The organism is Actinomycetospora straminea (assembly GCF_028737255.1).
GTDB lineage: Bacteria > Actinomycetota > Actinomycetes > Mycobacteriales > Pseudonocardiaceae > Actinomycetospora > Actinomycetospora straminea.
This window is the reverse complement of record NZ_JAQZAN010000001.1, coordinates 75,910-100,170: the sequence shown is the minus strand read 5'-3', so window position 1 is coordinate 100,170 and position 24,261 is coordinate 75,910. Positions and strand designations below refer to the sequence as shown.

Genomic DNA, 24,261 nt, shown 5'->3' with positions numbered 1-24,261 from the left:
GGTCCGTGCGTGGCTCACCGATCGGGTCAGCGGCGGCGTCTACGATGCGGGCGACGTGCCGTGCCCCGGGGCGCGGCGAGACGATCAGCGTTCATCACAGCGTTCGGAGGCATGGTCCGTGGCGGTCATCGAGCAGGTCGGCGCACGGGAGATCCTCGACTCGCGGGGCACACCCACGGTCGAGGTCGAGGTGGCGCTCGACGACGGCACGCTGACCCGCGCCGCGGTGCCCTCCGGGGCGTCGACCGGCGAGCACGAGGCGGTCGAGCTGCGCGACGGCGACGACTCGCGCTACCTGGGCAAGGGTGTCGAGCGGGCCGTGGCCGGCGTGCTCGACGAGATCGGCCCCGGCCTGGTCGGCATCGACGCCGCCGAGCAGCGCGTCGTCGACCAGAAGCTGATCGACCTCGACGGCACGCCGGACAAGTCCCGTCTCGGCGCCAACGCGCTGCTCGGCGTCTCGCTGGCCGTGGCCCGCGCCGCCGCGGAGTCCGCCGAGCTCGACCTCTTCCGCTACGTCGGCGGCCCGAACGCCCACGTGCTGCCGGTGCCGATGATGAACATCCTCAACGGCGGCGCCCACGCGGACTCCGGGGTCGACGTCCAGGAGTTCATGATCGCGCCGATCGGCGCCGAGTCGTTCCGCGAGGCCCTGCGGTGGGGCGCCGAGGTGTACCAGGCGCTGAAGAAGGTGCTCAAGAAGCAGGGACTCTCGACGGGCCTGGGCGACGAGGGCGGCTTCGCGCCGTCGCTGCCGCACAACCGCGAGGCGCTCGACCTGATCATGTCCGCGATCGGCGACGCCGGCTACACCCCCGGCCGCGACGTGGTCCTCGCCCTCGACGTGGCCGCGAGCGAGTTCTACGCCGACGGCGTCTACACCTTCGAGGGCGAGACCCGCAGCGCCGCGCAGATGAGCTCGTACTACGGCGAGCTGCTCGACGCGTACCCGCTGGTCAGCATCGAGGACCCGCTCTCGGAGAACGACTGGGAGGGCTGGACCAAGCTCACCGGCGACATCGGCGACCGCATCCAGATCGTCGGCGACGACCTGTTCGTCACCAACATCGAGCGGCTCGAGGAGGGCATCGAGCGCCGGGCCGCGAACGCGCTGCTGGTCAAGGTCAACCAGATCGGCACGCTCTCGGAGACCCTCGACGCGGTCAGCCTCGCCCAGCAGTACGGCTACCGCTGCATGATGAGCCACCGCTCGGGCGAGACCGAGGACACGACGATCGCCGACCTCGCCGTCGCCACCAACTGTGGGCAGATCAAGACCGGCGCCACCGCCCGCTCCGAGCGCGTCGCCAAGTACAACCAGCTGCTGCGCATCGAGGAGGCCCTCGGCGACGCCGCGCGCTACGCCGGCGACCTCGCCTTCCCGCGCTTCGACCCGGACGCCTGAGCCGCGTGGCCGGCCCCGAGCGCACCCCCGACGACGGTTCCGCCGACCGCGGCGCCGCCGGCCGGCCCGGTGGCGCGCGGGGCCGGGGGCGGCGCGGGAGCCGGTCGGGGGCCGCGTCGGGCACCCGCGGGTCCGCCCCGGCGCGCGGACGCACCCGCGCCCGTCAGGGACCCCGCCGCGACCCGCAGCGCGTCGTGCGCCGGCGCCACCCGCTGCGCGTGCCCTCGGGCCCGGCCGCGGCGGCCGCCCGGGCCCGGCGTGCCGCGCAGGCCACCGGCGGCGCGCTGGGGCTGTCGACGGCACGGCGGGCGGCGGTGCTCGCCGTCGTCGTCTGCGCCCTCGCGCTGACCGTCGCCGTGCCGCTGCGCAACTACGTCACCCAGCGCCACGAGATCGCCGCCGTGACCGCCGAGCAGGAGCGCCTCGCCGGCGACGTCCGGCGGCTCACCGACGAGCGCGCTGCCCTGCGCGACCCGGCGCACATCGAGGCCCTGGCCCGCGACCGCCTCGGCTACGCCCGGCCGGGCGAGGTGCCCTACCGCGTCCAGCTGCCCGGCGACGCCGCCGCGCCCCGCGACCCCCGCGACACCGACCCCCGCGCCGGGCTGCCGCCCGCCGAGGCCGAGCTGCCCTGGTACGCGCGCGTCGCCCGGTCGACGCTCGGCACCGCGCCGTGAGCGAGCCCACCGACACCCCCACCGACGCCCCCACCGACGCCGACCGGGCCGCCGTCGCCGCGCAGATCGGGCGCCGGCCCCGCGGGCTGCGCCGCATCGCGCACCGCTGCCCCTGCGGGCTGCCCGACGTCGTCGAGACGGCCCCGCGGCTCGAGGACGGCACGCCCTTCCCGACGCTCTACTACGCGACCTGCCCGCGCCTGACCTCGCGGATCGGGACGCTGGAGGCCGAGGGTCTGATGCGCGAGCAGACCGAGCGCCTGGGCACCGACCCCGACTTCGCCGCGCGCTACGCCCGGGCCCACGCCGACTACCTCGCCGACCGCGACGCGATCGAGCCGCTCGGCACCGACGTCAGCGCCGGCGGGATGCCCGAGCGGGTCAAGTGCCTGCACGTCCACGTCGCGCACACCCTCGCCCGCGGGCCGGGCGTGAACCCGGCGGGCGACGACACCCTCGCGCGCCTCGGCGACTGGTGGCACGCGGGGCCGTGCATCGACCCCGGCAGCTCCGGACGCGGGGACCCGACGGGCTGACACCCCGACCCCCACCGGGCGACGGGACGGACGCGACCGACCGGCACGCTCGGTGGCCGCCGGCCCACGGACCGGTGCCGATCCGACCCGGCCCGGTACCGACCCCCGCGCGGAGTTGATCGACGCCCGCCGGGCGCCCCAGGATGGGCAGGAGCCGGTTCCCCCGACCGGCTCAGTGCGACGGTGCGGACGGCCCGTCACACGCACGGGCGGTGATCCGCCGCGCGGCGCCCTCCGCGGCTGCCCGACGGCTCCCGCCCGCGGACCGGTCGCCGGGCGACCCCACCCGCCTGGGGTCGCCCGGCGTCCGGACCGGGTGCGCTCCGCGCTCGTGAGCACCATCGAGTGCTTGAGCACTCCGAACTGCTCACGAGCGCGCAGCGCACCCCGAGGACGGCACGCGGCGGGCGTCCTCGCTAGCGTCGTCGGGTAGCCCGGTCCGCCGGGGACGCCGAGTGCAGCAGGGGGATGTCGATGCCACGGGTCGCGGCCGTCGACTGCGGGACCAACTCGATCCGCCTGCTGGTGGCCGACGTGACCGTGCGCGAGGACGGCTCGGCCTGGCTGCGCGACGTCCACCGCGAGATGCGGGTCAACCGCCTCGGGCAGGGCGTCGACGCCACCGGGCGGCTGGCGCCGGAGTCGCTCGCGCGCACCCGCGAGGCCCTGGGCGCCTACGCCGAGATGCTGCGCCGCCACGGCGTCGCCGTCTCCCCGGAGACCGTGCGCGTCTGCGCCACCTCCGCCACCCGCGACGCCGCGAACCGCGAGGAGTTCTTCGGCGCGGTCCGCGAGCTCATCGGGGTCGACGCCGACGTCATCACCGGCGACGAGGAGGCGCGCCTGTCGTTCGCGGGGGCGGTCGCCGACCTCGACCCCGACGAGGGCCCGTTCGTCGTCGCCGACGTCGGCGGCGGCTCCACCGAGCTCGTCACCGGCACCTGGGACGCGGTGCACGCGCAGGTCACCGCCGCGCGCTCCACCGACGTCGGCTGCGTGCGCCTGACCGAGAAGTTCCTCCACGACGACCCGCCGACCGGCGAGCAGATCGCCGAGGCCGAGGAGTTCACGCGCGCCACGCTGGCGCCGGCGTTCGCCGAGGTGGCGGTCGACGAGGTCCAGACCTGGGTGGCCGTGGCGGGCACGGCGACGACGCTGGCGGCCGTCGCGATGGACCTGCGCACCTACGACCCCGACCGGATCCACCTCTCGCGGCTGGGCCTCGACGACGTGTGCGCCACCGCACGGCGCCTCGAGTCGATGCCGCGCGAGCAGCGTGCCGCGCTCGGGCCGATGCACCCCGGCCGCGTCGACGTCATCGGCGGCGGGTCGCTCGTCATGCGGGTGCTCGCCGAGGAGCTCGCCGAGCGCACCGACGTCACCGAGCTCGTCGTCTCCGAGCACGACATCCTCGACGGGATCGCACGGGAGCTGGCCGCCCGATGGTGAGGCGCGGGGTGACGGCGTGGGTGATCGCGTGGTGAGCGCGCGCCCGGCCGACCCGCCCGGCGCCGTCCCCGGGGCGCTGCCGCTCGCCGCGCTGGTGCTCGCCCGGCGGGTGCGGGCGCTGGTGGCCGTGACGGTCGTGCACACCGTCGTCCTCGCCGTCGCCGCCTGGCTCGCCGGCAACGGGCCCACGCTGCCCGGCGTCGCGTCGCTCGTCGCGCACCTCACGGTCTCGCTGGGCGCGGCGCTGCCGGTGCGCTGGCAGTTCGCGGGCGACCCGGCGCGCCGCGAGGCCAAGGCGGTGCGGGCGATGACGGTGTCGTTCGTCGTGCTCGCCGTCTACAGCGCGGTCGACGCCGTCGCCGACGCGCTGACGCCCGGCCGCCCGGGGGAGGCCCTGGTCGGTGGCCTGCTCGGGCTCGCCGGGGCGGTCGCGCTGCCGGTGCTCGTCGCCCTCGACGCGCGGGCCGGGCGGGCGGAGGGCGCCTTCCGCGACCCACGCGTCCGCCGGGCCGCGCCCGCGCCGCTCGTCGTCGCGCTCGTCGTGGTGCTGCTCGCCGCCTCGGGCGTCGACCTGCTCGCCAGCGTCGGCCCCGTCACCGCCTCGCTCGCCGCGCCGGCCGTGTCGGCGGTCGTCGCCGTCCTCGCCGCGCGGGAGGCCTGGGGTGCCTGGCACGGCTGAGCCCGCGCAGCCGGCGCAGCCCGGACCCGCCGACGCCCCCGACCTGCCGACCCTCGACGCCCTGGTCGCGGGGTGCCGCGCCTGCCCGCGGCTCGTGGCGTGGCGGGAGGAGGTCGCCGCCACCAAGCGCGCCGCCTTCCGCGACGAGACCTACTGGGGCCGCCCGGTGCCCGGGTTCGGCGCCACCGACGCGCAGCTGCTCATCGTCGGCCTCGCCCCGGCCGCGCACGGCGCCAACCGCACGGGGCGCATGTTCACCGGCGACCGCAGCGGTGACGTCCTCTACGCCGCCCTGCACGCCGTCGGGCTCGCCTCGCAGCCCACGGCGGTCGCGGTCGGCGACGGCCTCGAGCTCTACGGCACCCGCATCACCGCCCCGGTGCGCTGCGCCCCGCCGGAGAACAGGCCCACGCCCGCCGAGCGCGACCGTTGCCGCCCGTGGCTCGCCCGCGAGCTCGCCCTGCTGCGCGGCACCGTGCGCTCCGTCGTGGTGCTCGGCGGCTTCGGGTGGCAAGCGCTCCTGCCCGTCCTCGCCACCCCGGACCCGGCCGGCGGGCACCCCGGCTGGGTCGTCCCGCGGCCCCGCCCGACGTTCGGGCACGCCGTCCACGTCACGCTCGCCCCGGCGGACGAGCACGCCCCGACCTCCGCGGCCCCGCTCGAGCTGTTCGGCAGCTACCACGTCAGCCAGCAGAACACCTTCACGGGACGCCTCACCCCGGCGATGCTCGAGGACGTCCTCACCGACGCCGCCCGGGCCGCAGGGCTGGATCCGACGGTCCCGGCGCGCGCCGGCGACTAGGGTCTCCACCGGCGGGAGATCGGCCCCTGTAGCCCAATCGGCAGAGGCAGGCGACTTAAAATCGCCACAGTGTGGGTTCGAACCCCACCGGGGGCACGCACCGCGGGGGACCGCGCCACGCCCGACCGCACCACCCCCGGCCGCACCACGCCCGACCGCACCACGCCCGACACTCCACATCACCCAGCGCAGGCCGCCACCCCGCCGGCCGCCCCGACGTCACCCGATCCACCCCGTGACGACAGCTCGCCGTCACCCGCCCGTCGCAGCGGTCACGCGGAGAGCGGTCGGTGTCACGACCGGGTGCGTGACGACGACCGCTCGGGCGCCCCGGACGGACCGCTCGACGCCGACCCGATCCGAGCTGCTCCGAACGGGCGAGAAGATCGGCCACACTCGTCGTCGGGAGGTGAGGCGTCGTGGCTGATCCGGGGGACTTGTCGGGACGGATCCCCGCGCCGGGTGGTGCACGGCCGCCGTGGCGCGAGCTCGAGGTACTGCGCCCGCTGACGCTGCGGGAGTGCCGGCGGCTCGTCGTCGTCGCCCCGCACCCGCGCGACGAGATCCGCGCGGCCGGCGGGCTCCTGCGCCGCCTCGCCGCGCGCCACGCCTCGGTCGACGTCCTCGCGCTCACCGACGGCCCCGGCCGCACCTGCACGCCGCCCGAGGGGCTCGCCGTGCCCCGCGAGCGCGAGCGGCCGCTCGCCGACCTCGTCGTGCGCCCCGGCGACCTCGCCGACCCCGACACCCTCGCCTCCGTGCTGGCGCGCCTCGAGGGCGCCGAGGAACCGGAGGAGGAGGCGCCCGCCGTCGACCACCCCGTCGACCACGGGGAGGCCGAGCTCGCGGCGGCCTACGAGGCGCTGGGGGTCGTGGAGGTCCGCCGGCACCGCCTCGGGCTACCCGACGCCGGTCTCTCCGGCTGCGAGGCCGACGTCGTGGCCGCGCTGAGCGAGATCGTCGGGTTCGCCGACGACCCGCACGGGCTGTGCGTGCTCGCGCCCTGGTCCGGGGACGGCGACGACGACCACGAGGCCGCCGGGCGCGCCGCGGAGACCGTGTGCGCCGCCTACCGCGTCCGCCTCGTCCGCTGGCTCGACCAGGCGTGGAGCTGGGCCGGGCCGGAGTCCGCCGAGGTGCCGTGGCGTCGGGCTCGCCAGCTCGCGCTGTCGGAGACCGTGCAGGCCCGTAAGCTCGCCGCCAGCGCGGCGTTCGGTGGCCGTCCCGGACGCGATCGCGAACTGCCCGACGGCTCCGCCCCCGGTCCCCGCGAGGTCTTCCTGGTGTGAGCAGGTCCGCCATCACCCGAACGGGCGTGCCGACACGCTCCGTTCCGTCGGAGCCCCGGAGGCTCCTCGTCACGACAGCAGTCCCGGTGGCGCCCCGTGGGGGTCACACCCGGCTCGTCGATCGGTTGGGGCCGATAGGCTCCGGCAGGTGACGGGCAGGACGAACGGCGACCACGGCGACGTGGCGACCGACGCGCCCGGGCCCGCCGAGCTGGGCCCGGACTTCGCCACCGAGGCGCAGCGGGTGCGCGACGCCGTCGTCGACCCGAGCGGCGTCCGCGAGCCCGACCTGCCGCAGGTGCTGCACACGGCGCCCGCCGCCGTCGCCCTCATCGACCTCGGCGAGGGCCTGGTCACCTACGCCAACGACTCGGCCGCCGCGCTCACCGGCGGCCGCGCCTCGCTGCCCGTCGACATCGACGCGTGGAGCGAGGCGGCGGGCCTCACGGACCTGTCGGGCCGCCCCATGCGCGACACGGCCTCGCCGCTCTCGCGCGTCGCCCAGGGCATCCCGGTCTCCGGCGAGCCGGTCGCGGTGTCCGACGCCGCGCGCCGCGGCTCCGAGGCCACCGAGGAGGAGCGCGAGGAGGCCGAGGGCCGGCTGCTGTGGGTCACCGGCTTCCCGCTCTCGGAGGTGGTGAACGAGGACCAGCGCCGGCTCGCGCTCGTGGTGTTCCTGCAGCTGTCCGGGGCGGGCGCCCAGCGTCACCTCGAGATGGTGCGCGACCGCGCCGTCGTGGCCACCGAGCTGTCGTTCACGATCTCCGACCCGGCCCGCGAGCAGAACCCGCTGGTGTGGGTCAACCCGGCCTTCACGCGGCTGACCGGCTACGAGCTCGACGAGGTGCTCGGCCGCAACTGCCGCTTCCTGCAGGGCCCGAACACCGACCCGGCCTCGATCTCGCGCATCCGCACGGCGCTGGACGAGGAGCGCCCGATCACCGAGGTGCTCCTCAACTACCGCCGCGACGGCACCGCGTTCTGGAACCAGGTCTCGATCACTCCGGTGCTCGACGGCCAGGGCCGCGTCGTCAACTTCGTCGGCGTCCAGTCCGACGTCACCGAGCGCGTGATGGTCGAGAACGAGCGTCGCGCCGCGCTCGCCGCCGCGGAGGAGACGCGCGAGCAGCTGCGCCTGCTCACCGAGTCGACCTCGGCGATGTCGGCGAGCCTCGACACCGTCGGCGTCGCGGAGGCCCTCGCGCGCATCGTCGTGCCGGCGATGGCCGACTTCTGCTGCGTCGACCTGCTCGAGGACGCCGAGGGCAACGCCTCGGTGCGCCGGGCGGCGGTCAACCACCGCGACGAGACGAAGACCGACGAGGTCCGCGGGCTCGGGCGCTGGGTGGCGCCCACCGAGGACGGCCGCGACCCGATCGGGCAGGCGCTCGGCTCGGGCTCGCCGTCGCTGCTGCCCGAGCTCCCGGTGCGGCCCGCCGGCATCTCCGACCAGCCCGACCTGCTGCGCCGCTACGAGGCGCTGCGGCCGCGCTCGGCGATCGTGGTGCCGCTGCGCGCCCGCGGGCAGATGCTCGGCGCCCTGACCCTCGGCACCGAGCTGCCCTACGGGCGCCGCTACTCCCAGCGCGACCTCTACCTGGCCGCGGACCTCGCCGCCCGCGCCGGCCTCGCGGTGGACAACGCGCGCCTCTACGCCCGCGAGCACGGGGCCGCGGAGACGCTGCAGCGCAGCCTGCTGCCCGCCGTCCCGCGGATGGCGGGGATGACCATCGCGTCGCGCTACCTGGCCGCGACCGACGGCGCCCAGGTCGGCGGTGACTGGTACGACATGCTCTCGCTGCCCGACGGCGCGGTCGGGCTCGCGGTCGGCGACGTCGTCGGCCACGACCTGCGGGCGGCCGCGGCGATGGGCGAGCTGCGCGGGGTGCTGCGCTCGTACGCGTGGGAGGGCCTCGGGCCCGCCGACGTCGTCGACCGCTGCGACGACGTGGTGCAGGGCCTGGGCATGGCGGCGATGGCCACCGCGGTCTACGCCCGCCTCGAGCGCGGCGAGCAGGGCGGCTGGGTGCTGCGGTACTCCAACGCCGGCCACCCGCCGCCCCTGCTGCGCCGCGCCGACGGCACCGTCGAGCTGCTCACCGGCAACCTCTCCCCGCTGATCGGGGCGACCCGCGCGGTCACCCGCGAGGAGACGACGGTGCACTGCGGCCACGGCGACCTGCTGGTGCTGCACACCGACGGCCTCATCGAGGCGCCGGGCGCCGACCCGGACGACCGCACGCAGCTCATCGCCGACACCCTCGCCGCGCAGTCGGCCGACATGCCCGTCGAGGAGCTCTGCGACCGGCTGCTCGGCATGCTCGGCGTCGACGGCCTACGCGACGACGCGGTGCTGCTCGCCATCCGCCTCGACGGCGAGGACGGGCCCGCGCCCGCGTAGCACCGCTCCCGGACGTGCGACGGCCCGGCCCCGCGCGCTGCGGTACCGGGCCCCCGTGTCGTGAGTGTCGTGCGTGTCGTTCCCGAGCCGTGCCGGACCCTGGCTCAGGGTCGCGGCGGCTCCTCGCCCGGCGGGGGCGGCGGGGGCGCCTGGCCCTCCGGCGGCGGGGGCGCCTGGCCGTCCGGCGGCGGGGGCGCCTGACCCTCGTGCGGCTGGCCCGGCGCCTGGTCGCCGTGCAGGAACTGCTTGGCCCGGTCGCCGGCCTGGTCGACCTGCTGCTCGTGGCCGAAGCGCTGCCCGACGGCGTCGGTGCCCTTGTCCACGTACGCGTCGGCCTTGTCCGGGTTCTTGCCGGCCCAGTCCTTGGCCTTGTCCACCATCTTGCCGAAGTCGACCATCGACACCCCTCCTCGTCGCTGCTTGCGAGGTCTGCGTGCGCAGCGTTCCCCGTCCCGACCCGGGGTGACACCTCCGACCCGGAGGGGTGCCGCCATCAGGGGGGATAGACTTCCTGACGGACCCCATCCCGGGGCGAAGCGGACACGCTGCGTTCACCACGGGTCCGGTAAAGTTCTTTTTACCGAGGCGGGAACCGATCCACCCACCACGTCGTTGCACCGGGTGGACGAACAGTCCGCGGTCGACCCGGCCGATGACATCCCGCCATCGGTGCCGGCTCCGCGTAGGAGGAGGACGAGAGGTGCGCACCAGCAGCAACCCGGCGTTCCGCAACCTGCCCACCTCGCCGGGTGGGTACGCGCGGTTCGGCCCTGCAGGCGGGGCCCCGGCCGGCATGGCCGGTGCCGGAGGCATGTTCGGCGGTGGCGGCAGCCCGATGCCGACCGCGGCGGCGGACGACCGTCCGCTCACCGTCGACGACGTGGTCCAGAAGACCGCGATCAACGTGGTCCTGGCCCTCGCGGTCGGTGTGGCCACGGCGTGGAGCGGGCTCTACGTGCTCGGGCTGCTCGGCTTCGTGGTCGGGCTGGTCCTCGCACTGGTCATCATCTTCAAGCAGAGCACCAACAAGTTCCTGGTGCTCGGATACTCGGCGGCCGAGGGCATGGCGCTCGGCGCGATCACCGGGGTGTTCCAGAGCATCGCCACCTCGCCGGGCGGCACCAGCTACGCCGGCATCGGCGTCCAGGCGATCCTGGGCACGCTCGGCATCTTCATCGGCATGCTCGTCGTCTACAAGACCGGCGCCATCCGCGTCACGCCGCGCCTGACCAAGATGGTCATCGGCGCCGCGATCGGCGTCGTGGTACTGATGCTGGCCAACCTCGTCGCGGGCTTCTTCGTCCCCGGCGGCATGGGCCTGCGGGACGGCGGCGCCCTGGCGATCATCTTCAGCCTGGTCTGCATCGCCATCGGCGCGTTCATGCTGATGCTCGACTTCGACCAGGCCGACCAGGCGGTCAAGGCCGGCGTCCCCGCGCGCTTCGCCTGGTACCTCGCCTTCGGCTTCATGACCACGCTGGTCTGGCTCTACATCGAGATCCTGCGCCTGCTGAGCTACTTCCGCGAGTGAGCTAGCCACTCGCACCCGGACGACGGCCCCTCCCGCCCCGCGCGGGAGGGGCCGTCGTGCGTTGGGGGATGGCGCGCGGGTGGCGCGCGGGTGGGGGGCAGCGAGGGTCACGTTCGCTGCGTGGGGGGCAGCGAACGTGACCTTCGCTCCGTTGGAGGTGCGCGCCGGCCGAGGAGCGAGGGACTCCTCCAGTGCCTGGGAGGCAGCGAACGACGCCCTCGCTCCCACCCCGCGTCAGGCCGCCGGCAGCGCCGTCACCGCGGGGCGCGGGCGGAGGCTCGCGGCGCGGTACGCGGCGAGGAGGTCGGCGCGCACGCGTCCACGGTCGCTCTCGATCTGGCGGGGCGTGTGCGCGATGACGTGCACGCCGGTGCTCGTGATCCGGGCCTGGCGACTCAGGGTGTCGTCGAACGCGTCCGGGTCGGCGTGGTGCCGGAACGAGTGGATCTCCCAGGCGAGCCCGACGTCGTCCAGCCAGCCGTCGGGGTCGGCGAGCCACGTGCCGTCGTCGAGGACGAGTCGGGGGTTCCACATCATCGGCGGCAGATCGGGGATCGACGCCGCCAGCGCCCGGGCCTTGGCCTCCGGGACCGACCGCACGCCGTCCTCGATCTCGACGAGCACCGGCCGCACCTTCGCCGTCCCGCGTCCGCTGCCCGCCTCGAGCTCGGTGCGCAGGGCCGTGGCGGTGGTGAACCGCCGCTGCACGGTCTCGGCCAGGAACGCCCGGATCTGGTCCGTCCCCTCGAGCCGCTTGGCCGCGTCGACGACCGCGCGCGTGACCGGCGCGACGGGGAGTCCGCGGATCGCGCGGGGCTCGGGGAGCCGGGTCGTGCGCTCGACCGTGATCAGGCCCCGGGAGACGCGGTGCTTGTCGTGCCCGATGAGCAGCAGCGCGGTCCCGGCGGGTTGGTTCGGCAGTCGCTCGAGCCCGTGCAGCCGCGCCGCGGCGACTCCCGACAGCACCGCCCCGGGCCCGCCGTAGAGCACGGCACCCGCGAGTCGCTGGTCGAGCGTCCTCGGCGGACCGGTGAGCGAGATGACGCCGAACGCACTCCGACCCCAGGTCCCCGCGTGCACGCGCCGAGCGATCGTGCTCGACAGGACGCCGAGCTCGAGGAGATCGGCGTGACGGATCTGGTCGTGGAGGGCGGCCTGGTGGACGGCGACCCAGTCGATGCTGCGGCGGCGGCTCATACTCCCGTTCGACGCGGGCTCGACGCCGACGGTTCCGCGGGCGACCGCAATCGTGGAGCGAGGGACTCCCTCGCTGCGTCTCAGGCAGTCAAGGTGACCTTCGCTCCACCAGGCCGGTCACCAGCAGCGCCCGGCCCGTGGAGCGAGGGTGACGTTCGCTGCCTCCCACGCAGCCAAGGTGACCCTCGCTGCCACCACCTCCCGACTGCCCGCCCCAGCACGCCCCCGACGCGCCCGCTCAGTTCAGGCGCTCGAGCACCATCGCCATGCCCTGGCCGCCGCCGACGCACATGGTCTCGAGGCCCAGGGTGGCGTCGCGCTCGCGCAGGCCGTTGAGCAGCGTCGTGGCGATCCGCGCGCCGGTCATGCCGAACGGGTGGCCGACGGCGATGGAGCCGCCGTGCACGTTGAGCTTGGCCTCCATGTCCTCGTCGCTCATCCCGAGCCCGCGGGCCGAGGGGATGACCTGGGCGGCAAAGGCCTCGTTGATCTCGACGAGGTCGACGTCGCCGATGCCGAGCCCGGCGCGGGCCAGGGCGCGGGCCGAGGCCTCGATCGGCCCGAGGCCCATGATCTCGGGGGACAGCGCGCTGACGGCGGTGGACACGATCCGCGCGAGGGGCGCGATCCCGAGCGCCTCGGCCCGCTGCGCCGACATGATCACGAGCGCCGCGGCGCCGTCGTTGAGCGGGCAGGCGTTGCCGGCGGTGATGCGCCCGTCGGGACGGAAGACGGGCTTGAGGTCGGCGAGCGCCTCGTACGTCGTGCTCGGCCGCGGGCTGTCGTCGTGCTCCATCACCGAGCCGTCGGGCAGGCGCACCGGGGTGATCTCGCGGGCCCAGAAGCCCGACGCCTGCGCCCGCGCCGCGTTCTGCTGGCTGCGCAGGGCGAAGCGGTCCATCTCCTCGCGGCTCACGCCCTCGGCGAGCGCCACGTTCTCGGCCGTCTGCCCCATGGCGATGTAGGGGTCGGGGAGCAGGCCGTCGGCGCGCGGGTCGTGCCACTCCGACGCGCCCGCGGCGGCGACCTCGGCGGTGCGGCGCTCGGCGTCGGCGAACAGCGGGTTGTGGGTGTCGGGCAGCGAGTCGGAGTTGCCCTTCTCGAACCGCGACACGGTCTCGACGCCGGCGGCGAGGAAGACGTCGCCCTCGCCGGCGCGGATGGCGTGTGCGGCCATGCGCGCGGTCTGCAGCGACGACGAGCAGTACCGCGTGATCGTGGCGCCGGGCAGCCGGTCCAGCCCGAGCTCGACGGCGACGATCCGCGCGAGGTTGTGCCCCTGCTCGCCGCCGGGCAGGCCGCAGCCGAGCAGGAGGTCCTCGACCTCGGTCGGGTCGAGGGCGGGCACGGCGTCGAGCGCGGCCGTGACGACCTGCGCGGTGAGGTCGTCCGGGCGCATCGCGGCCAGCGAGCCCTTGCGGGCGCGGCCGATGGGCGAGCGGACGGCGGACACGATGACGGCCTCGCGGCCAGGGTCGACCATGCCGCCGACCCTACGACGAAGGAGGGATACGGACACTCGTCGTCAGCGACGGCACTTCGCTGACGGCCGGGGCCGACGCCACCGTGATCCCGCGCACGACCGTGGGGCCGGGGAGCGTCGGGGACCGGTGACGTCGGAGGATGGGGTCATGCGCTACGTCGAGCACGTCGCCGAGCTCATCGGGAACACGCCGCTGGTCCGTCTCAACCACGTGGTGCCGACGGGCCCGGACGCCCCGCTCGTGCTCGCGAAGGTCGAGTACCTCAACCCCGGCGGCAGCGTGAAGGACCGCATCGCGGAGAAGATGATCGACGCGGCGGAGGCGTCCGGCGAGCTCAAGCCGGGCGGCACCATCGTCGAGCCGACCTCGGGCAACACCGGGATCGGGCTGGCGATCATCGCCCAGCAGCGCGGCTACCACTGCATCTTCGTGTGCCCGGACAAGGTCAGCGTCGCCAAGCAGGACGCGCTGCGCGCCTACGGCGCCGAGGTCGTCGTGTGCCCCGCGGCCGTCGAGCCGGAGAGCCCGGAGTCGTACTACTCGGTGTCCGACCGGCTCGCCCGCGAGGTCGAGGGCGCCTGGAAGCCCAACCAGTACGCCAACCCGGCGAACCCCGCCTCGCACGTCGAGTCCACCGGCCCCGAGATCTGGGAGCAGACCGAGGGCCGCATCACCCACTTCGTCGCCGGCGTCGGCACCGGCGGCACCATCACGGGCACCGGCCACTACCTCAAGGACATCTCGGACGGGAAGGTGCGCGTCGTCGGCGCCGACCCGGTCGGCTCGGTGTACTCCGGCGGCGACGGGCGTCCGTACCTCGTCGAGGGCGTCGGCGAGGACTTCTGGCCCAGCACCTACGACCAGGGCATCGCCGACGAGATCGTCGCGGTGCCCGACCGCGACTCGTTCCTCATGACCCGGCGCCTGGCCCGCGAGGAGGCGCTGCTGGTCGGCGGCTCGTGCGGGATGGCGGTGTGCGCGGCGGCCAAGGTCGCGGAGAGCGCGGGGCCGGACGACGTCATCGTCGTGCTCCTGCCCGACGGCGGCCGGGGCTACCTGTCGACGGTGTTCAACGACCAGTGGATGGCGTCCTACGGCTTCCTGGCGCCCGACACCGGCGAGTGGACCGTCGGCGACGTGCTGCGCCGCAAGGACGGCTCGATCCCCGACCTCGTGCACGGCCACCCCAGCGAGACCGTCGCCGACGCCGTGTCGATCATGCGCGAGTTCGGGGTCTCGCAGATGCCGATCGTGCGCGCGGAGCCGCCGGTCATGGCCGCCGAGGTCCGCGGCGCGGTGACGGTCCGCGACCTGCTCGACAAGGTGTTCAACGAGCAGGCCTCGCTGACCGACCCCGTCGAGCGCCACCTGTCCAAGCCCCTGCCGAGCCTCGGCAGCAACGAGCCCATCTCCAAGGCGGTGGAGGCGCTGCGCGGCGGCGACGGGGCGCTGGTGGTGGTCGACGGCCGGCCCGCGGGCATCGTGACCCGCGCCGACGTCCTGGCCTTCCTCGCCACCGGCAGCCGCTACGACGTCGGTGGACCGGCCTAGGACCGAGCGGCCTACCCTGGACGGGGTGAACGGTTTCTCCACCCGCGCCCTGCACGACGGCCAGGAGCCCGACCCGACGACGGGCGCGGTCGTGGTGCCGATCTTCGCCTCGTCGACCTTCGCCCAGGACGGCGTCGGCGGGCTGCGGTCGGGCTACGAGTACGCGCGCACCGGCAACCCCTCCCGGACCTCGCTGGAGACGACGCTCGCGTCCCTCGAGGGCGGCCGGCACGCCCGCGCCTTCGCGTCGGGCATGGCCGCCGAGGACGCGCTGCTGCGCGGCGTCCTGCGCCCCGGCGACCACGTGCTCATCCCGCTCGACGCCTACGGCGGCACCTACCGGCTGATCTCCACGGTCTACTGCGACTGGGGCGTGGAGTACACCGCGGTCGACACGGCCGACCTCGACGCGGTGCGGGCGGCGATCCGGCCGAACACGAAGGTCCTGTGGTGCGAGACGCCGACCAACCCGCTGCTCGGCATCGCCGACATCGCCGGGCTCGGCACGCTGGCCCGCGAGCACGACCTGCTGCTCGTCGTCGACAACACCTTCGCCTCGCCGTACCTGCAGACGCCGCTCGCGCTCGGCGCGCACGTCGTCGTGCACTCGACGACGAAGTACCTGGGCGGCCACTCCGACGTCGTCGGCGGCGCGCTCGTCACCGACGACGACGAGCTGCACGTGACGCTGGGCAAGATGCAGAACGGGATGGGCGCGGTGCCCTCGCCGTTCGACTGCTTCCTCACCCAGCGCGGGCTCAAGACGCTGGCGGTGCGCATGGAGCGCCACAGCGACAACGCCGAGCGCGTCGCCGACGTGCTCGCCGCCCACCCGAGGATCACGACCGTGCTCTACCCGGGCCGCGCCGACCACCCGGGTCACGAGGTCGCCGCGAAGCAGATGCACCGCTTCGGCGGCATGGTCTCGGTGCGCGTCGCCGGGGGCGAGCAGGCCGCGCGCGACCTGTGCGCCGCCACCCGCGTCTTCACGCTCGCCGAGTCGCTGGGCGGGGTGGAGTCGCTCATCGAGCACCCCGGCGCCATGACGCACGCGTCGGCCGCCGGCTCGCTGCTCGAGGTGCCCGCCGACCTCGTGCGTCTCTCGGTCGGGCTGGAGGACGCCGACGACCTCGTCGACGACCTGCGCCAGGCCCTGGATTCGTTGGGCTGACCCGCTGTCCTAGATCCGGTCGCCGTACACCCGCTGCACGGTCATGACCATGAGCACGCGGCGGTCGGCGACCATCGTGGCCCGGTAGTCCTCCCAGTCGGGGTGCTCGCCCGCGGCGGTGCGGTAGTACGCCACGAGCGCCTCGACCTCGGGGGACCGCGGGTCGTCGCCCGGGCCCGTGAGCGTCACCGGACCCTCGGCGGTCGCCCAGGCGCGGCCGTCGGCGGAGGTGACCTCGAGCGCCGCGCGGGGGTCGCGGCGGAGGTTCGCGGTCTTCGCCCGGCCCTCGGTCATCGACACCGACAGCGTGCCGGCCTCCGGGTCGTAGAACGGCATGACGGGCGAGAGCTGGGGCATCCCGTTCGCCCGGAGGGTGGCGAGGACGCCGAGGCGGCTCTCGGCGAGCAGGGCACGGGGGTCGAACGTCGCGGGGCCGGACGAGGACGCGGTCATGCCCTCGATGATGGCCCTCGTCGGGACCGGTGCGGTGTCAGCCGCGGCGGGCGGCGGGGTCGCCGTCGCTCGGGTCGCCGGTCAGCGGGTCGATCTTCCCGGGGGAGAGGCACCCGCCCTCGAGCGAGATGCCGTCGGGGGTGGTGACGTAGCGCGCGGGGTCGTCGCAGCCGGCGGTCCCGACGGTGCCGACGGCCCCGAGGGCGAGCAGCGCGGCGAGCAGCAACGGCAGCGCGCGGGCGAGGCGGGTGACGCGCGCGTCGGACGTCGGGACCGTGCCCACGGTGCCCCACCCCCCCGATGCTCGAGGCCGGCGCCTCACGCCGACACCACGAGGCTACCGACGCTCGGGGGGTGCTGACCCCTCGCGCACGATCGGGCGACCGGCGTCGGGGCGGGCGCGACGACCGGTCACACACCCGATGTGCTATACGCGCCGCCGGCGCCGCCCACCGCGCGGTGACCGCTCGTCCTGAGCGGGGCCTGAGAGAACCGGACCGGCGGGGGTGTCAGGATCGCGGGGTGGAGCTCGTCCGTCCCGCCGACGTCGAGGCCGCGCGGGCGGCGCTGGCCGGGGTGGTGCGCGAGACGCCGGTGACGCCGTCGCGGGCGCTGGAGGGGTTCAGCCACGGCCCGGTGCTCCTCAAGTGCGAGAACCTGCAGCGCACCGGCAGCTTCAAGATCCGGGGCGCGTACCGGCGCATCCAGCGCCTGGACGCCGACGAGCGGGCCGCCGGCGTCGTCGCCGCGAGCGCCGGCAACCACGCGCAGGGCGTGGCGCTCGCCGCGCAGCTGCTCGGCACGCGGGCGACGGTGTTCATGCCCGCCGGGGCGCCGCTGCCCAAGATCGAGGCCACCCGCGAGTACGGGGCCGACGTCGAGCTCGTGGACTCGCTGGACGACACCTTCGCCGGCGCCGAGGCGTTCGCGGCGCGCACCGGGGCGGTGCTCATCCACCCCTTCGACCACCCCGACATCGTCGCGGGCCAGGGCACCGTCGGCCTGGAGATCCTCGAGCAGGTCCCGGACGTCGCGACGATCGTCGTCTGCACCGGCGGTGGCGGCCTGCTCTCCGGCATCGCCGCGGCGTGCGTGCCGGCGGGCGTGCGGGTGGTCGGCGCGCAGGCGGCGGCGCTGGCGACCTGGCCGGCGTCGCTGGCCGCCGGAGCGCCCACGGGGGTCGCGGGCGCCACGATCGCCGACGGCATCGCGGTCTCGCGGCCGGGGCCGGTGACGTTCGCGCACGTGCGGGCGCTGGTCGACGAGATCGTCACCGTGTCCGAGGAGGCGCTGGCCCGCGGCGTCCTGCGCTGCCTCGAGCGCGACAAGCTCCTCGTCGAGCCCGCCGGGGCGGCGGCGGTCGCGGCCGTCGCGGAGCACCCGGGACGCTGGCCCGCGCCGCTCGTCGCCGTGGTCTCGGGCGGCAACGTCGACCCGATGCTGCTCGAGGACATCGTGCGCCGCGGCCTCGTCGCCGCCGGGCGCTACGCGGCGCTGCGGGTGCGGCTGACCGACCGCCCCGGGTACCTCGCCGACGTGCTCCGACGCGTCGGCCAGGCAGGCGGCAACGTCGTGGACGTCGAGCACCGGCGCCTGTCCGGCGCGGGCACGACGCCGGGCACCGTGGACGTGGCCCTCACGCTCGAGGCGCGGGGCCACGACCACCGGGCGGCGATCCTGGCCGACCTCGCGGCGGCGGGCTACGAGGTGGCGGCGGAGTAGCGGAGGGGGCGGGCGATCAGGGCGAGTAGGGCTCGGCCGAGATCAGCGTGACCTCCATCGACCCGCCGTCGGGCAGGTCGTAGCTCACGGTGTCGCCGGCCTTGGCGCCCATGAGCGCGGAGCCGAGCGGGGAGTTGGGCGAGTAGACCTCGATGGTCCCCGAGGAGCCCTCCTCGCGGGAGCCGAGCAGGAAGGTCTCGGTCTCGTCGTCGCCCTCGAAGCGGACCGTGAGCACGGTGCCCGGCACGGCGACGCCGCTCTCGGTGGGCGTCTCGCCGACCTTGGCGGTGTGCAGCAGCTCCTGGAGGTGGCGGATGCGCGCCTCCATGACGCCCTGCTCCTCGCGCGCCGCGTGGTAGCCGCCGTTCTCCTTGAGGTCGCCCTCCTCGCGCGCGGCGTTGATCTTCTGCGCGATCACGGGACGCTGGGCGACGAGGTCGTCGAGCTCGGCCTTGAGCCGGTCGTGCGCGTCCTGGGTCAGCCAGGTCACCTGCGTCTGCGTCTCGGTCACGTCGATCAACTCCTCGGAGGTCCGGTCCCGCGCTGCGCGGGTCGGCGGCCTGCTCTCCTCGCGGGCCCGTTGACACCGCGCCGGGTGGCGCGGTGCCGGCGGCCCGGGGGCCACAGACGGAAAAACACGGCCCGCGGCATGCGGGCCGTGTCGATCCACGGTAACACGCTGCGCCCCGTGTGGAACCCGTTCGAGAGTGCCGACGGCGGGATCGCGTGCGCGTGAAGGGCCTTGACCACCTGCGCTTTTCCGTGCCACCGGCCCCTCGATCACGGCCCCGCGCCGGGCCCGGCGCGGCCCACGACGGGCACTGTCGGGGGTGCCCGGGATGATGGGGGAGAGCGGGGGCGTTGTACCCCGCGGTGAAGCGATCGGTGAACCCGTTGGTCAGCAGGACGACGCACGAGGACGGCTCCGGACAGACGATGAGCGCACTCCCCTCCGACCAGCCGCTGCGGCTGATGACGGTCCACGCCCACCCCGACGACGAGTCCAGCAAGGGCGCCGCCACGTGCGCGCGCTACGTCGCGGACGGCATCGAGGTCATGGTCGTGACGTGCACCGGCGGCGAGGCCGGCAGCATCCTCAACCCCGCGATGGACACCCCCGAGGTCCGCGCCGACATGCCGGGCACCCGGTACGCCGAGATGGCGAAGGCCGCGGCGATCCTCGGCGTGGCGCACCGCTGGCTCGGCTTCGTCGACTCGGGGCTGCCCGAGGGCGACCCGAAACCCCCGCTGCCGCCGGGCTGCTTCGCGCTCGAGCCGCTCGAGGTGCCCACCGAGGCGCTGGTGCGGGTCATGCGCGAGTTCCGCCCGCACGTCGTCGTCACCTACGACGAGACCGGTGGCTACCCCCACCCCGACCACATCCGCTGCCACGAGGTGTCGATCGCGGCGTGGGAGGCCTGCGGCGACCCGGACCGCTTCCCCGAGGCGGGCGAGCCGTGGCAGCCGCTGAAGCTCTACTACTCGCACGGCTTCTCGAAGGCGCGCATCCTGGCCTACCACGAGGCGCTGCTGGAGGCGGGCATGGAGTCGCCGTGGGCGGAGTGGCTGGAGCGCTGGGACGACTCGCGCCCCGACCCGGGCGCGCGGGTCACCACGCGGGTGCGCTGCGCCGAGTACTTCCCGGTGCGCGACGACGCCCTGAAGGCCCACGCCACCCAGATCGACCCCAACGGCCGCTGGTTCGCGATGCCGATGGAGATGCAGCAGCGGGTCTGGCCCACCGAGGAGTACGAGCTCGCGCGCTCGCTCGTCGGTGATCCCGCGGAGACCGAGTCGGCCGAGGACGGCGACCTGTTCGCGGGCATCCGGGAGCGGGTCGGCGCATGACCCGCCTGGCCGTCTGGTGGACGCTGCTGCCGATGGCCGCGCCCCCGCCCGGGGCGCCGCCGGGCAGCGAGCGCGGCGAGGAGTTCGGCAAGTCCTCGCCGATCGCGCTCGTCGTCATCCTGCTGCTCGGGCTGGCGACCGCGCTGCTCATCCGGTCGATGACCAAGCGGCTGCGCAACGTCCCCGCGTCGTTCGACCCGCCGGACGACACGGGCCCGTCCGCTCGCCCGGACCACGGCGATGCGCCGGGTGCCGAGGGTCGTCCCCCCGCCGCGCAGGGCAACGGGCAGGGCGGGACGGACCGGACGGACGGGCCGCCGACCGCCGGCTCGCCCTGAGGAGGATCCGGCTGCGACCATCTCCGGTCATGGCCAACCGGCTCGCCGGCTCCACCAGCCCCTACCTGCGACAGCACGCCGACAACCCGATCGACTGGCAGCCCTGGTCGACCGAGGCGTTCGCGGAGGCGCGGCGGCGCGAGGTGCCGGTCCTGCTGTCGGTCGGCTACGCGGCCTGCCACTGGTGCCACGTCATGGCGCACGAGTCGTTCACCGACGACGAGGTCGCGGCGTTCGTCAACGAGCACTTCGTGGCGATCAAGGTCGACCGCGAGGAGCGCCCCGACGTCGACGCGGTCTACATGGAGGCCACCCAGGCCATGACCGGCCAGGGCGGCTGGCCGATGACCTGCTTCCTCACCCCCGACGGCGACCCCTTCCACTGCGGCACCTACTACCCGGCGCGCCCGCACGGCGGGATGCCGTCGTTCACGCAGCTGCTCGGGGCCGTGGTGCGGGCGTGGACCCAGGAGGGCGAGCGGGTGCGCGACGCCGCCCGCGCCATCACGGGACGGCTCGCGTCGGTGTCGCGGTCGCTGCCGGCCGCGGGGGTCGACGCGGACACCCTGGCCGGGGCCGTCGCCGCCCTCACCGAGGACTTCGACGAGTCCCGCGGCGGCTTCGGGGGCGCGCCGAAGTTCCCGCCGTCGGCGGTGCTCGAGTTCCTGCTGCGCCACCACGAGCGCACCGGCAGCTCCGACGCGCTGGCGATGACCGAGATCACCGCCGAGGCGATGGCCCGCGGCGGGGTGTTCGACCAGCTCGCAGGCGGGTTCGCGCGGTACTCCGTCGACCCGGACTGGGTCGTGCCGCACTTCGAGAAGATGCTCTACGACAACGCGCAGCTCCTCGGCGTCTACGCCCACCTCGCCCGGCTGACCGGGTCGGGGGCCGCCGCGCGGGTCACCGACATGACCGCCGCGTTCCTCCTGCGCGACCTGCGCACCCCCGAGGGCGGCTTCGCCTCGGCCCTCGACGCCGACGCCGCCGGCGAGGAGGGCACGACCTACGTGTGGAGCCCGGCCGAGCTCGTCGAGGTGCTGGGTCCCGAGGACGGCGCCTGGGCCGCCGCGCTGTTGGGGGTCACCGAGGAGGGCACGTTCGAGCACGGCCGGTCGACGCTGCAGCTGCGCGCCGACCCCGACGACCCCGGCCGCTGGCAGGCCGTCCGCAAGGCCCTGCTCGCGGCGCGCGGGCGTCGCCCGCAGCCCGAGCGCGACGACAAGGTCGTGGCCGCGTGGAACGGGCTCGCGGTCACCGCGCTCGTCGAGGCGTCGGCGGCGCTGGGGCGCGGGGAGTGGCTCGCCGCCGCCCGGCGCGCCGCGGCGCTGCTGCTGCGCGTGCACGTCGTCGACGGCCGCCTCCGGCGTACCTCGCGCGACGGGGTGGTCGGCGACGCCCCCGCGGTGCTCGAGGACCACGCCGCGCTGGCCGGGGCCCTGCTCGCCCTGCACCAGGCCACCGGCGAGGCGCGCTGGCTCACCGAGGCCCGCGCGCTGCTCGAGACCACGCTCGACCACTTCGCCGAGACCGGCGACGACGGCGCGTTCACCGGCCGGTTCTGGGACACCGCCGACGACGCGGAGTCCCTGGTCACCCGTCCCCGCGAGGTCACCGACGGCGCCTCGCCGTGCGGGTCGTCGCTGGTGGCGGGCGCGCTGCTCACGGCGTCGCTGCTCGTGGAGCCCGCGGCGTCCGCGCGCTACCGGGAGCTCGCCGACGCCGCGGTCACCGAGGTCGGGGGCCTGCTCGCCCGGCACGCGCGGTTCGCCGGCCACTGGCTCGCGGTCGCCGAGGCCGCGGCGCACGGGCCGCTGCAGGTCGCCGTGGTCGCGGCCGACGACCCCGAGGGGCGCGCGGGGCGCGTCCGCCTCGCCGACACCGCCCGCCGCCACGCCCCCGGCGGCTCGGTGGTCGTCGCCGGCGAGCCCGACGCCGACGGCGTGCCGCTGCTCGCCGAGCGGCCCCTGGTCGACGGCGCCCCCGCGGCCTACGTGTGCCGGGGCTTCGTGTGCGACCGCCCCCGCACCGCCGTCGACGACCTCGCGGCGGCGCTGGCGCGCTGAGCGTTCGGCCCTTGCCGCAGCGAACGGCCTGTTCGCTGCCTCTACGCGCACGAACTCCCCGTCGATCACCCGCGCTCGGCCCGCCGGCGCCCTTCGCCGCGGGCGAACACCGCGTTCACCGTTGCTGTGTAATGCTGTAAGCGTTGCAGGAGCGCGGAGGGAGAGCGCGATGATGGTGGGACGCGGACACCGGGGTCGGCCGGGTCGTGGTGGTCCGGGACGCCGGGGCAGCGGTCGGGTGCCGGCGGACCTGCCCGGCACCGACGACCTCGCGAGCTGGCTCACCGGGCGGCTGCCGGACGGGTGGTTCGTCGGCGCGCCGTCGGTGACGGTCGACCGGGAGGAGATCCTCGTGGTCGGCGAGCTGCCGGCCCCGACCCTGGACGAGGGCGCCGACGAGGCGGCCCACAGCGCCGCGGCGCGCGGGCGCATCGAGCGGTTCCGCGAGGAGACGCGCGAGGAGCGCATCGAGGTCGCGCGGCAGGCCGAGCACCGCTACGGGCGCAAGGTCGCCTGGGGCGCGCGGATCGGCGACGTCGAGGAGCTGTTCACGACGCTGTCGGTGCCGGTGATGACGCGGCTGCGCCAGCAGGAGCGCCTGGTGCTCGACACGCTGGTCGACGCGGGCGTGGCCCGCTCGCGCTCGGACGCGCTGGCCTGGGCCGTGGCCCTGGTCGGCGAGCACGCGGGCACGTGGCTGGAGGATCTGCGCGGCGCCATGAGCGCGGTCGACGAGCTGCGGGCCAAGGGTCCGGTGCTCGACGACGACGCCCCGGGCGGCGGCCAGGACGACACCGGCGGCGCGCCTGACCCCGGCGACGGGGGCGGCGGCGACCCGACCTCGGCGCAGGGCTGACGTCACCGAGGGACGCCCTCGCTGCGCCCGACGCAGCGGGGGCGTCCCTCGCTGCGTCGGGGCTCGGGGCGTCTCAGCCGGCGTAGAGCACCAGCCAGATGGCGACGTGGTGGCAGGCGGCGGCCACGACCGTCGCGGCGTGGAAGAACTCGTGGTACCCGAAGGTCCGCGGCCAGCCCACCGGTCGGCGCCAGGCGTAGCAGGCGGCGCCGAGGCTGTAGAACACCCCGCCGACCAGCAGCAGGACCAGCGCGGCGACGCCCCCGCGGTGGAGCAGGTCGGGGATGACGAACACCGCGACCCAGCCCAGCGCCAGGTAGAACGGCACCCCGACCCACCGCGGCGCGTGGGGCCACGCCACCTTGAGCACGACCCCGCCCAGGGCCCCGGCCCAGACGATCGCGAGCACGACGAGCCCGGTGCGCTCGGGTAGGGCGAGCACCGCGAACGGCGTGTAGGTGCCGGCGATGAAGACGAAGATCATCGCGTGGTCGAGGCGTTTCATCAGCACCCGGCCGCGTGGCGTCACCCACGTCCGCCGGTGGTAGAGCGCGCTGACGCCGAAGACGCCGCAGACGGTCACGGAGTAGACGGCGACGGCGGCCGCGGCCTCGGCGGACACGGTCGCGCCCGCGAGCGAGACCAGGACGATCCCGGCCGCGACGGCGACCACGAAGGACCACAGGTGCAGCCAGCCCCGCATCCGCGGCTTGACCGGCGTCGGCTCGGCGGCGGGGTCGATGACGGTCACGGTCACCAGGGTAGGTGTGGTTCCTGTGCGTGACCGCGCCCGTGGGTGACGTTCG

At 75.5% G+C, this 24,261-nt stretch carries 23 protein-coding genes and 1 tRNA gene; 17 read left to right on the top strand and 7 right to left on the bottom strand.

All coding sequences use genetic code 11. The features are described from left to right. The first annotated feature begins 118 nt into the window (after nucleotides 1–118). From eno to PH190_RS00490, 9 genes are all read left to right on the top strand, one after another. Nucleotides 119–1,405, top strand: a complete 1,287-nt coding sequence (eno, locus tag PH190_RS00530; RefSeq protein WP_274229549.1) for a phosphopyruvate hydratase — start codon at nucleotides 119–121, stop codon at nucleotides 1,403–1,405. Nucleotides 1,406–1,410: 5 nt separating this feature from the next. After that, the gene (locus PH190_RS00525; protein WP_274229548.1) at nucleotides 1,411–2,082 is read left to right on the top strand and encodes an FtsB family cell division protein; all 672 of its coding nucleotides are present in this window, start codon (nucleotides 1,411–1,413) and stop codon (nucleotides 2,080–2,082) included. Then, nucleotides 2,079–2,618 carry a DUF501 domain-containing protein gene (locus PH190_RS00520; RefSeq protein WP_274229547.1) on the top strand — a complete coding sequence of 180 codons (540 nt, stop codon included), beginning with the start codon at nucleotides 2,079–2,081 and terminating at the stop codon, nucleotides 2,616–2,618. The genes PH190_RS00525 and PH190_RS00520 overlap by 4 nt, the downstream gene beginning before the upstream one ends. A gap of 474 nt (nucleotides 2,619–3,092) precedes the next feature. After that, nucleotides 3,093–4,067, top strand: coding sequence for a Ppx/GppA phosphatase family protein (locus PH190_RS00515; RefSeq protein WP_274229546.1), 975 nt, complete (start codon nucleotides 3,093–3,095; stop codon nucleotides 4,065–4,067). Between the two features lie 16 nt (nucleotides 4,068–4,083). After that, nucleotides 4,084–4,746, top strand: coding sequence for a hypothetical protein (locus PH190_RS00510; protein ID WP_274229545.1), 663 nt, complete (start codon nucleotides 4,084–4,086; stop codon nucleotides 4,744–4,746). Beyond that, entirely contained in the window at nucleotides 4,730–5,548 is an 819-nt protein-coding gene (locus tag PH190_RS00505) for a uracil-DNA glycosylase (protein WP_420791541.1), read from the top strand. The genes PH190_RS00510 and PH190_RS00505 overlap by 17 nt, the downstream gene beginning before the upstream one ends. 22 nt (nucleotides 5,549–5,570) lie before the next feature. Next, nucleotides 5,571–5,644, top strand: a tRNA-Leu gene (locus tag PH190_RS00500). Nucleotides 5,645–5,967: 323 nt separating this feature from the next. Beyond that, entirely contained in the window at nucleotides 5,968–6,837 is an 870-nt protein-coding gene (locus PH190_RS00495) for a PIG-L deacetylase family protein (protein WP_274229544.1), read from the top strand. Nucleotides 6,838–6,985: 148 nt separating this feature from the next. Beyond that, nucleotides 6,986–9,238 (top strand): SpoIIE family protein phosphatase, encoded by a 2,253-nt coding sequence (locus tag PH190_RS00490; RefSeq protein ID WP_274229543.1) that lies wholly within the window; start codon nucleotides 6,986–6,988, stop codon nucleotides 9,236–9,238. Between the two features lie 104 nt (nucleotides 9,239–9,342). Here the strand turns inward: PH190_RS00490 and PH190_RS00485 are convergent, their stop codons facing one another. Next, the gene (locus tag PH190_RS00485; protein WP_274229542.1) at nucleotides 9,343–9,636 is read right to left on the bottom strand and encodes an antitoxin; all 294 of its coding nucleotides are present in this window, start codon (nucleotides 9,634–9,636) and stop codon (nucleotides 9,343–9,345) included. Between the two features lie 302 nt (nucleotides 9,637–9,938). Here PH190_RS00485 and PH190_RS00480 point away from each other — a divergent pair, with 302 nt between their 5' ends. Next, nucleotides 9,939–10,769, top strand: coding sequence for a Bax inhibitor-1/YccA family protein (locus PH190_RS00480; protein WP_274229541.1), 831 nt, complete (start codon nucleotides 9,939–9,941; stop codon nucleotides 10,767–10,769). Between the two features lie 234 nt (nucleotides 10,770–11,003). Here PH190_RS00480 and PH190_RS00475 read toward each other — a convergent pair whose 3' ends face one another. Both PH190_RS00475 and PH190_RS00470 read right to left on the bottom strand, forming a co-directional pair. Next, nucleotides 11,004–11,966, bottom strand: coding sequence for a hypothetical protein (locus tag PH190_RS00475; RefSeq protein ID WP_274229540.1), 963 nt, complete (start codon nucleotides 11,964–11,966; stop codon nucleotides 11,004–11,006). A gap of 238 nt (nucleotides 11,967–12,204) precedes the next feature. Continuing rightward, on the bottom strand, nucleotides 12,205–13,449 hold the full coding sequence (locus tag PH190_RS00470) for an acetyl-CoA C-acetyltransferase (RefSeq protein WP_274229539.1): 1,245 nt from the start codon (nucleotides 13,447–13,449) through the stop codon (nucleotides 12,205–12,207). A gap of 148 nt (nucleotides 13,450–13,597) precedes the next feature. Here PH190_RS00470 and PH190_RS00465 point away from each other — a divergent pair, with 148 nt between their 5' ends. Next, complete coding sequence (locus tag PH190_RS00465) at nucleotides 13,598–15,001, top strand: cystathionine beta-synthase (RefSeq protein ID WP_274229538.1); 1,404 nt, start codon at nucleotides 13,598–13,600, stop codon at nucleotides 14,999–15,001. Between the two features lie 25 nt (nucleotides 15,002–15,026). Continuing rightward, on the top strand, nucleotides 15,027–16,172 hold the full coding sequence (locus PH190_RS00460) for a cystathionine gamma-synthase (protein ID WP_274229537.1): 1,146 nt from the start codon (nucleotides 15,027–15,029) through the stop codon (nucleotides 16,170–16,172). 9 nt (nucleotides 16,173–16,181) lie between these two features. Here PH190_RS00460 and PH190_RS00455 read toward each other — a convergent pair whose 3' ends face one another. Then, nucleotides 16,182–16,625 carry a PPOX class F420-dependent oxidoreductase gene (locus PH190_RS00455; RefSeq protein ID WP_274229536.1) on the bottom strand — a complete coding sequence of 148 codons (444 nt, stop codon included), beginning with the start codon at nucleotides 16,623–16,625 and terminating at the stop codon, nucleotides 16,182–16,184. A 37-nt stretch (nucleotides 16,626–16,662) separates the two neighbouring features. After that, entirely contained in the window at nucleotides 16,663–16,908 is a 246-nt protein-coding gene (locus PH190_RS00450) for a hypothetical protein (protein WP_274229535.1), read from the bottom strand. A 239-nt stretch (nucleotides 16,909–17,147) separates the two neighbouring features. Here PH190_RS00450 and ilvA point away from each other — a divergent pair, with 239 nt between their 5' ends. Continuing rightward, a complete protein-coding gene (ilvA, locus tag PH190_RS00445; RefSeq protein ID WP_274229534.1) occupies nucleotides 17,148–18,347 on the top strand; it encodes a threonine ammonia-lyase in 1,200 nt (399 codons plus the stop codon). 16 nt (nucleotides 18,348–18,363) lie between these two features. Here the strand turns inward: ilvA and greA are convergent, their stop codons facing one another. Then, nucleotides 18,364–18,858, bottom strand: coding sequence for a transcription elongation factor GreA (gene greA / locus PH190_RS00440; RefSeq protein WP_274229533.1), 495 nt, complete (start codon nucleotides 18,856–18,858; stop codon nucleotides 18,364–18,366). Between the two features lie 425 nt (nucleotides 18,859–19,283). Between greA and mca the strand changes: the two genes are divergently transcribed. The 4 genes from mca (at nucleotide 19,284) to PH190_RS00420 (ending at nucleotide 23,455) form a co-directional block, all read left to right on the top strand. Next, nucleotides 19,284–20,195, top strand: a complete 912-nt coding sequence (gene mca, locus PH190_RS00435) for a mycothiol conjugate amidase Mca (protein WP_274229532.1) — start codon at nucleotides 19,284–19,286, stop codon at nucleotides 20,193–20,195. Next, nucleotides 20,192–20,533 (top strand): hypothetical protein, encoded by a 342-nt coding sequence (locus PH190_RS00430; protein WP_274229531.1) that lies wholly within the window; start codon nucleotides 20,192–20,194, stop codon nucleotides 20,531–20,533. Before mca ends, PH190_RS00430 begins: the two co-directional genes overlap by 4 nt. Nucleotides 20,534–20,562: 29 nt before the next feature. Then, complete coding sequence (locus PH190_RS00425; RefSeq protein WP_274229530.1) at nucleotides 20,563–22,599, top strand: thioredoxin domain-containing protein; 2,037 nt, start codon at nucleotides 20,563–20,565, stop codon at nucleotides 22,597–22,599. A 172-nt stretch (nucleotides 22,600–22,771) separates the two neighbouring features. Next, nucleotides 22,772–23,455, top strand: a complete 684-nt coding sequence (locus tag PH190_RS00420; RefSeq protein WP_274230036.1) for a hypothetical protein — start codon at nucleotides 22,772–22,774, stop codon at nucleotides 23,453–23,455. Nucleotides 23,456–23,528: 73 nt separating this feature from the next. Here PH190_RS00420 and trhA read toward each other — a convergent pair whose 3' ends face one another. Then, nucleotides 23,529–24,158, bottom strand: a complete 630-nt coding sequence (gene trhA / locus PH190_RS00415) for a PAQR family membrane homeostasis protein TrhA (protein WP_274230035.1) — start codon at nucleotides 24,156–24,158, stop codon at nucleotides 23,529–23,531. Nucleotides 24,159–24,261: the final 103 nt, after the last annotated feature.

What these genes read in the sequence shown, in the direction of transcription:
- PH190_RS00515 (WP_274229546.1), top strand. Translation starts at nt 3,093, where the DNA reads ATGCCACGGGTCGCGGCCGTCGACTGCGGGACCAACTCGATCCGCCTG.
- PH190_RS00485 (WP_274229542.1), bottom strand. Translation starts at nt 9,636, where the DNA reads ATGGTCGACTTCGGCAAGATGGTGGACAAGGCCAAGGACTGGGCCGGC.
- PH190_RS00475 (WP_274229540.1), bottom strand. Translation starts at nt 11,966, where the DNA reads ATGAGCCGCCGCCGCAGCATCGACTGGGTCGCCGTCCACCAGGCCGCC.
- PH190_RS00470 (WP_274229539.1), bottom strand. Translation starts at nt 13,449, where the DNA reads ATGGTCGACCCTGGCCGCGAGGCCGTCATCGTGTCCGCCGTCCGCTCG.
- PH190_RS00465 (WP_274229538.1), top strand. Translation starts at nt 13,598, where the DNA reads ATGCGCTACGTCGAGCACGTCGCCGAGCTCATCGGGAACACGCCGCTG.
- PH190_RS00455 (WP_274229536.1), bottom strand. Translation starts at nt 16,625, where the DNA reads ATGACCGCGTCCTCGTCCGGCCCCGCGACGTTCGACCCCCGTGCCCTG.
- mca (WP_274229532.1), top strand. Translation starts at nt 19,284, where the DNA reads ATGAGCGCACTCCCCTCCGACCAGCCGCTGCGGCTGATGACGGTCCAC.
- PH190_RS00430 (WP_274229531.1), top strand. Translation starts at nt 20,192, where the DNA reads ATGACCCGCCTGGCCGTCTGGTGGACGCTGCTGCCGATGGCCGCGCCC.
- PH190_RS00425 (WP_274229530.1), top strand. Translation starts at nt 20,563, where the DNA reads ATGGCCAACCGGCTCGCCGGCTCCACCAGCCCCTACCTGCGACAGCAC.
- PH190_RS00420 (WP_274230036.1), top strand. Translation starts at nt 22,772, where the DNA reads ATGGTGGGACGCGGACACCGGGGTCGGCCGGGTCGTGGTGGTCCGGGA.
- trhA (WP_274230035.1), bottom strand. Translation starts at nt 24,158, where the DNA reads ATGCGGGGCTGGCTGCACCTGTGGTCCTTCGTGGTCGCCGTCGCGGCC.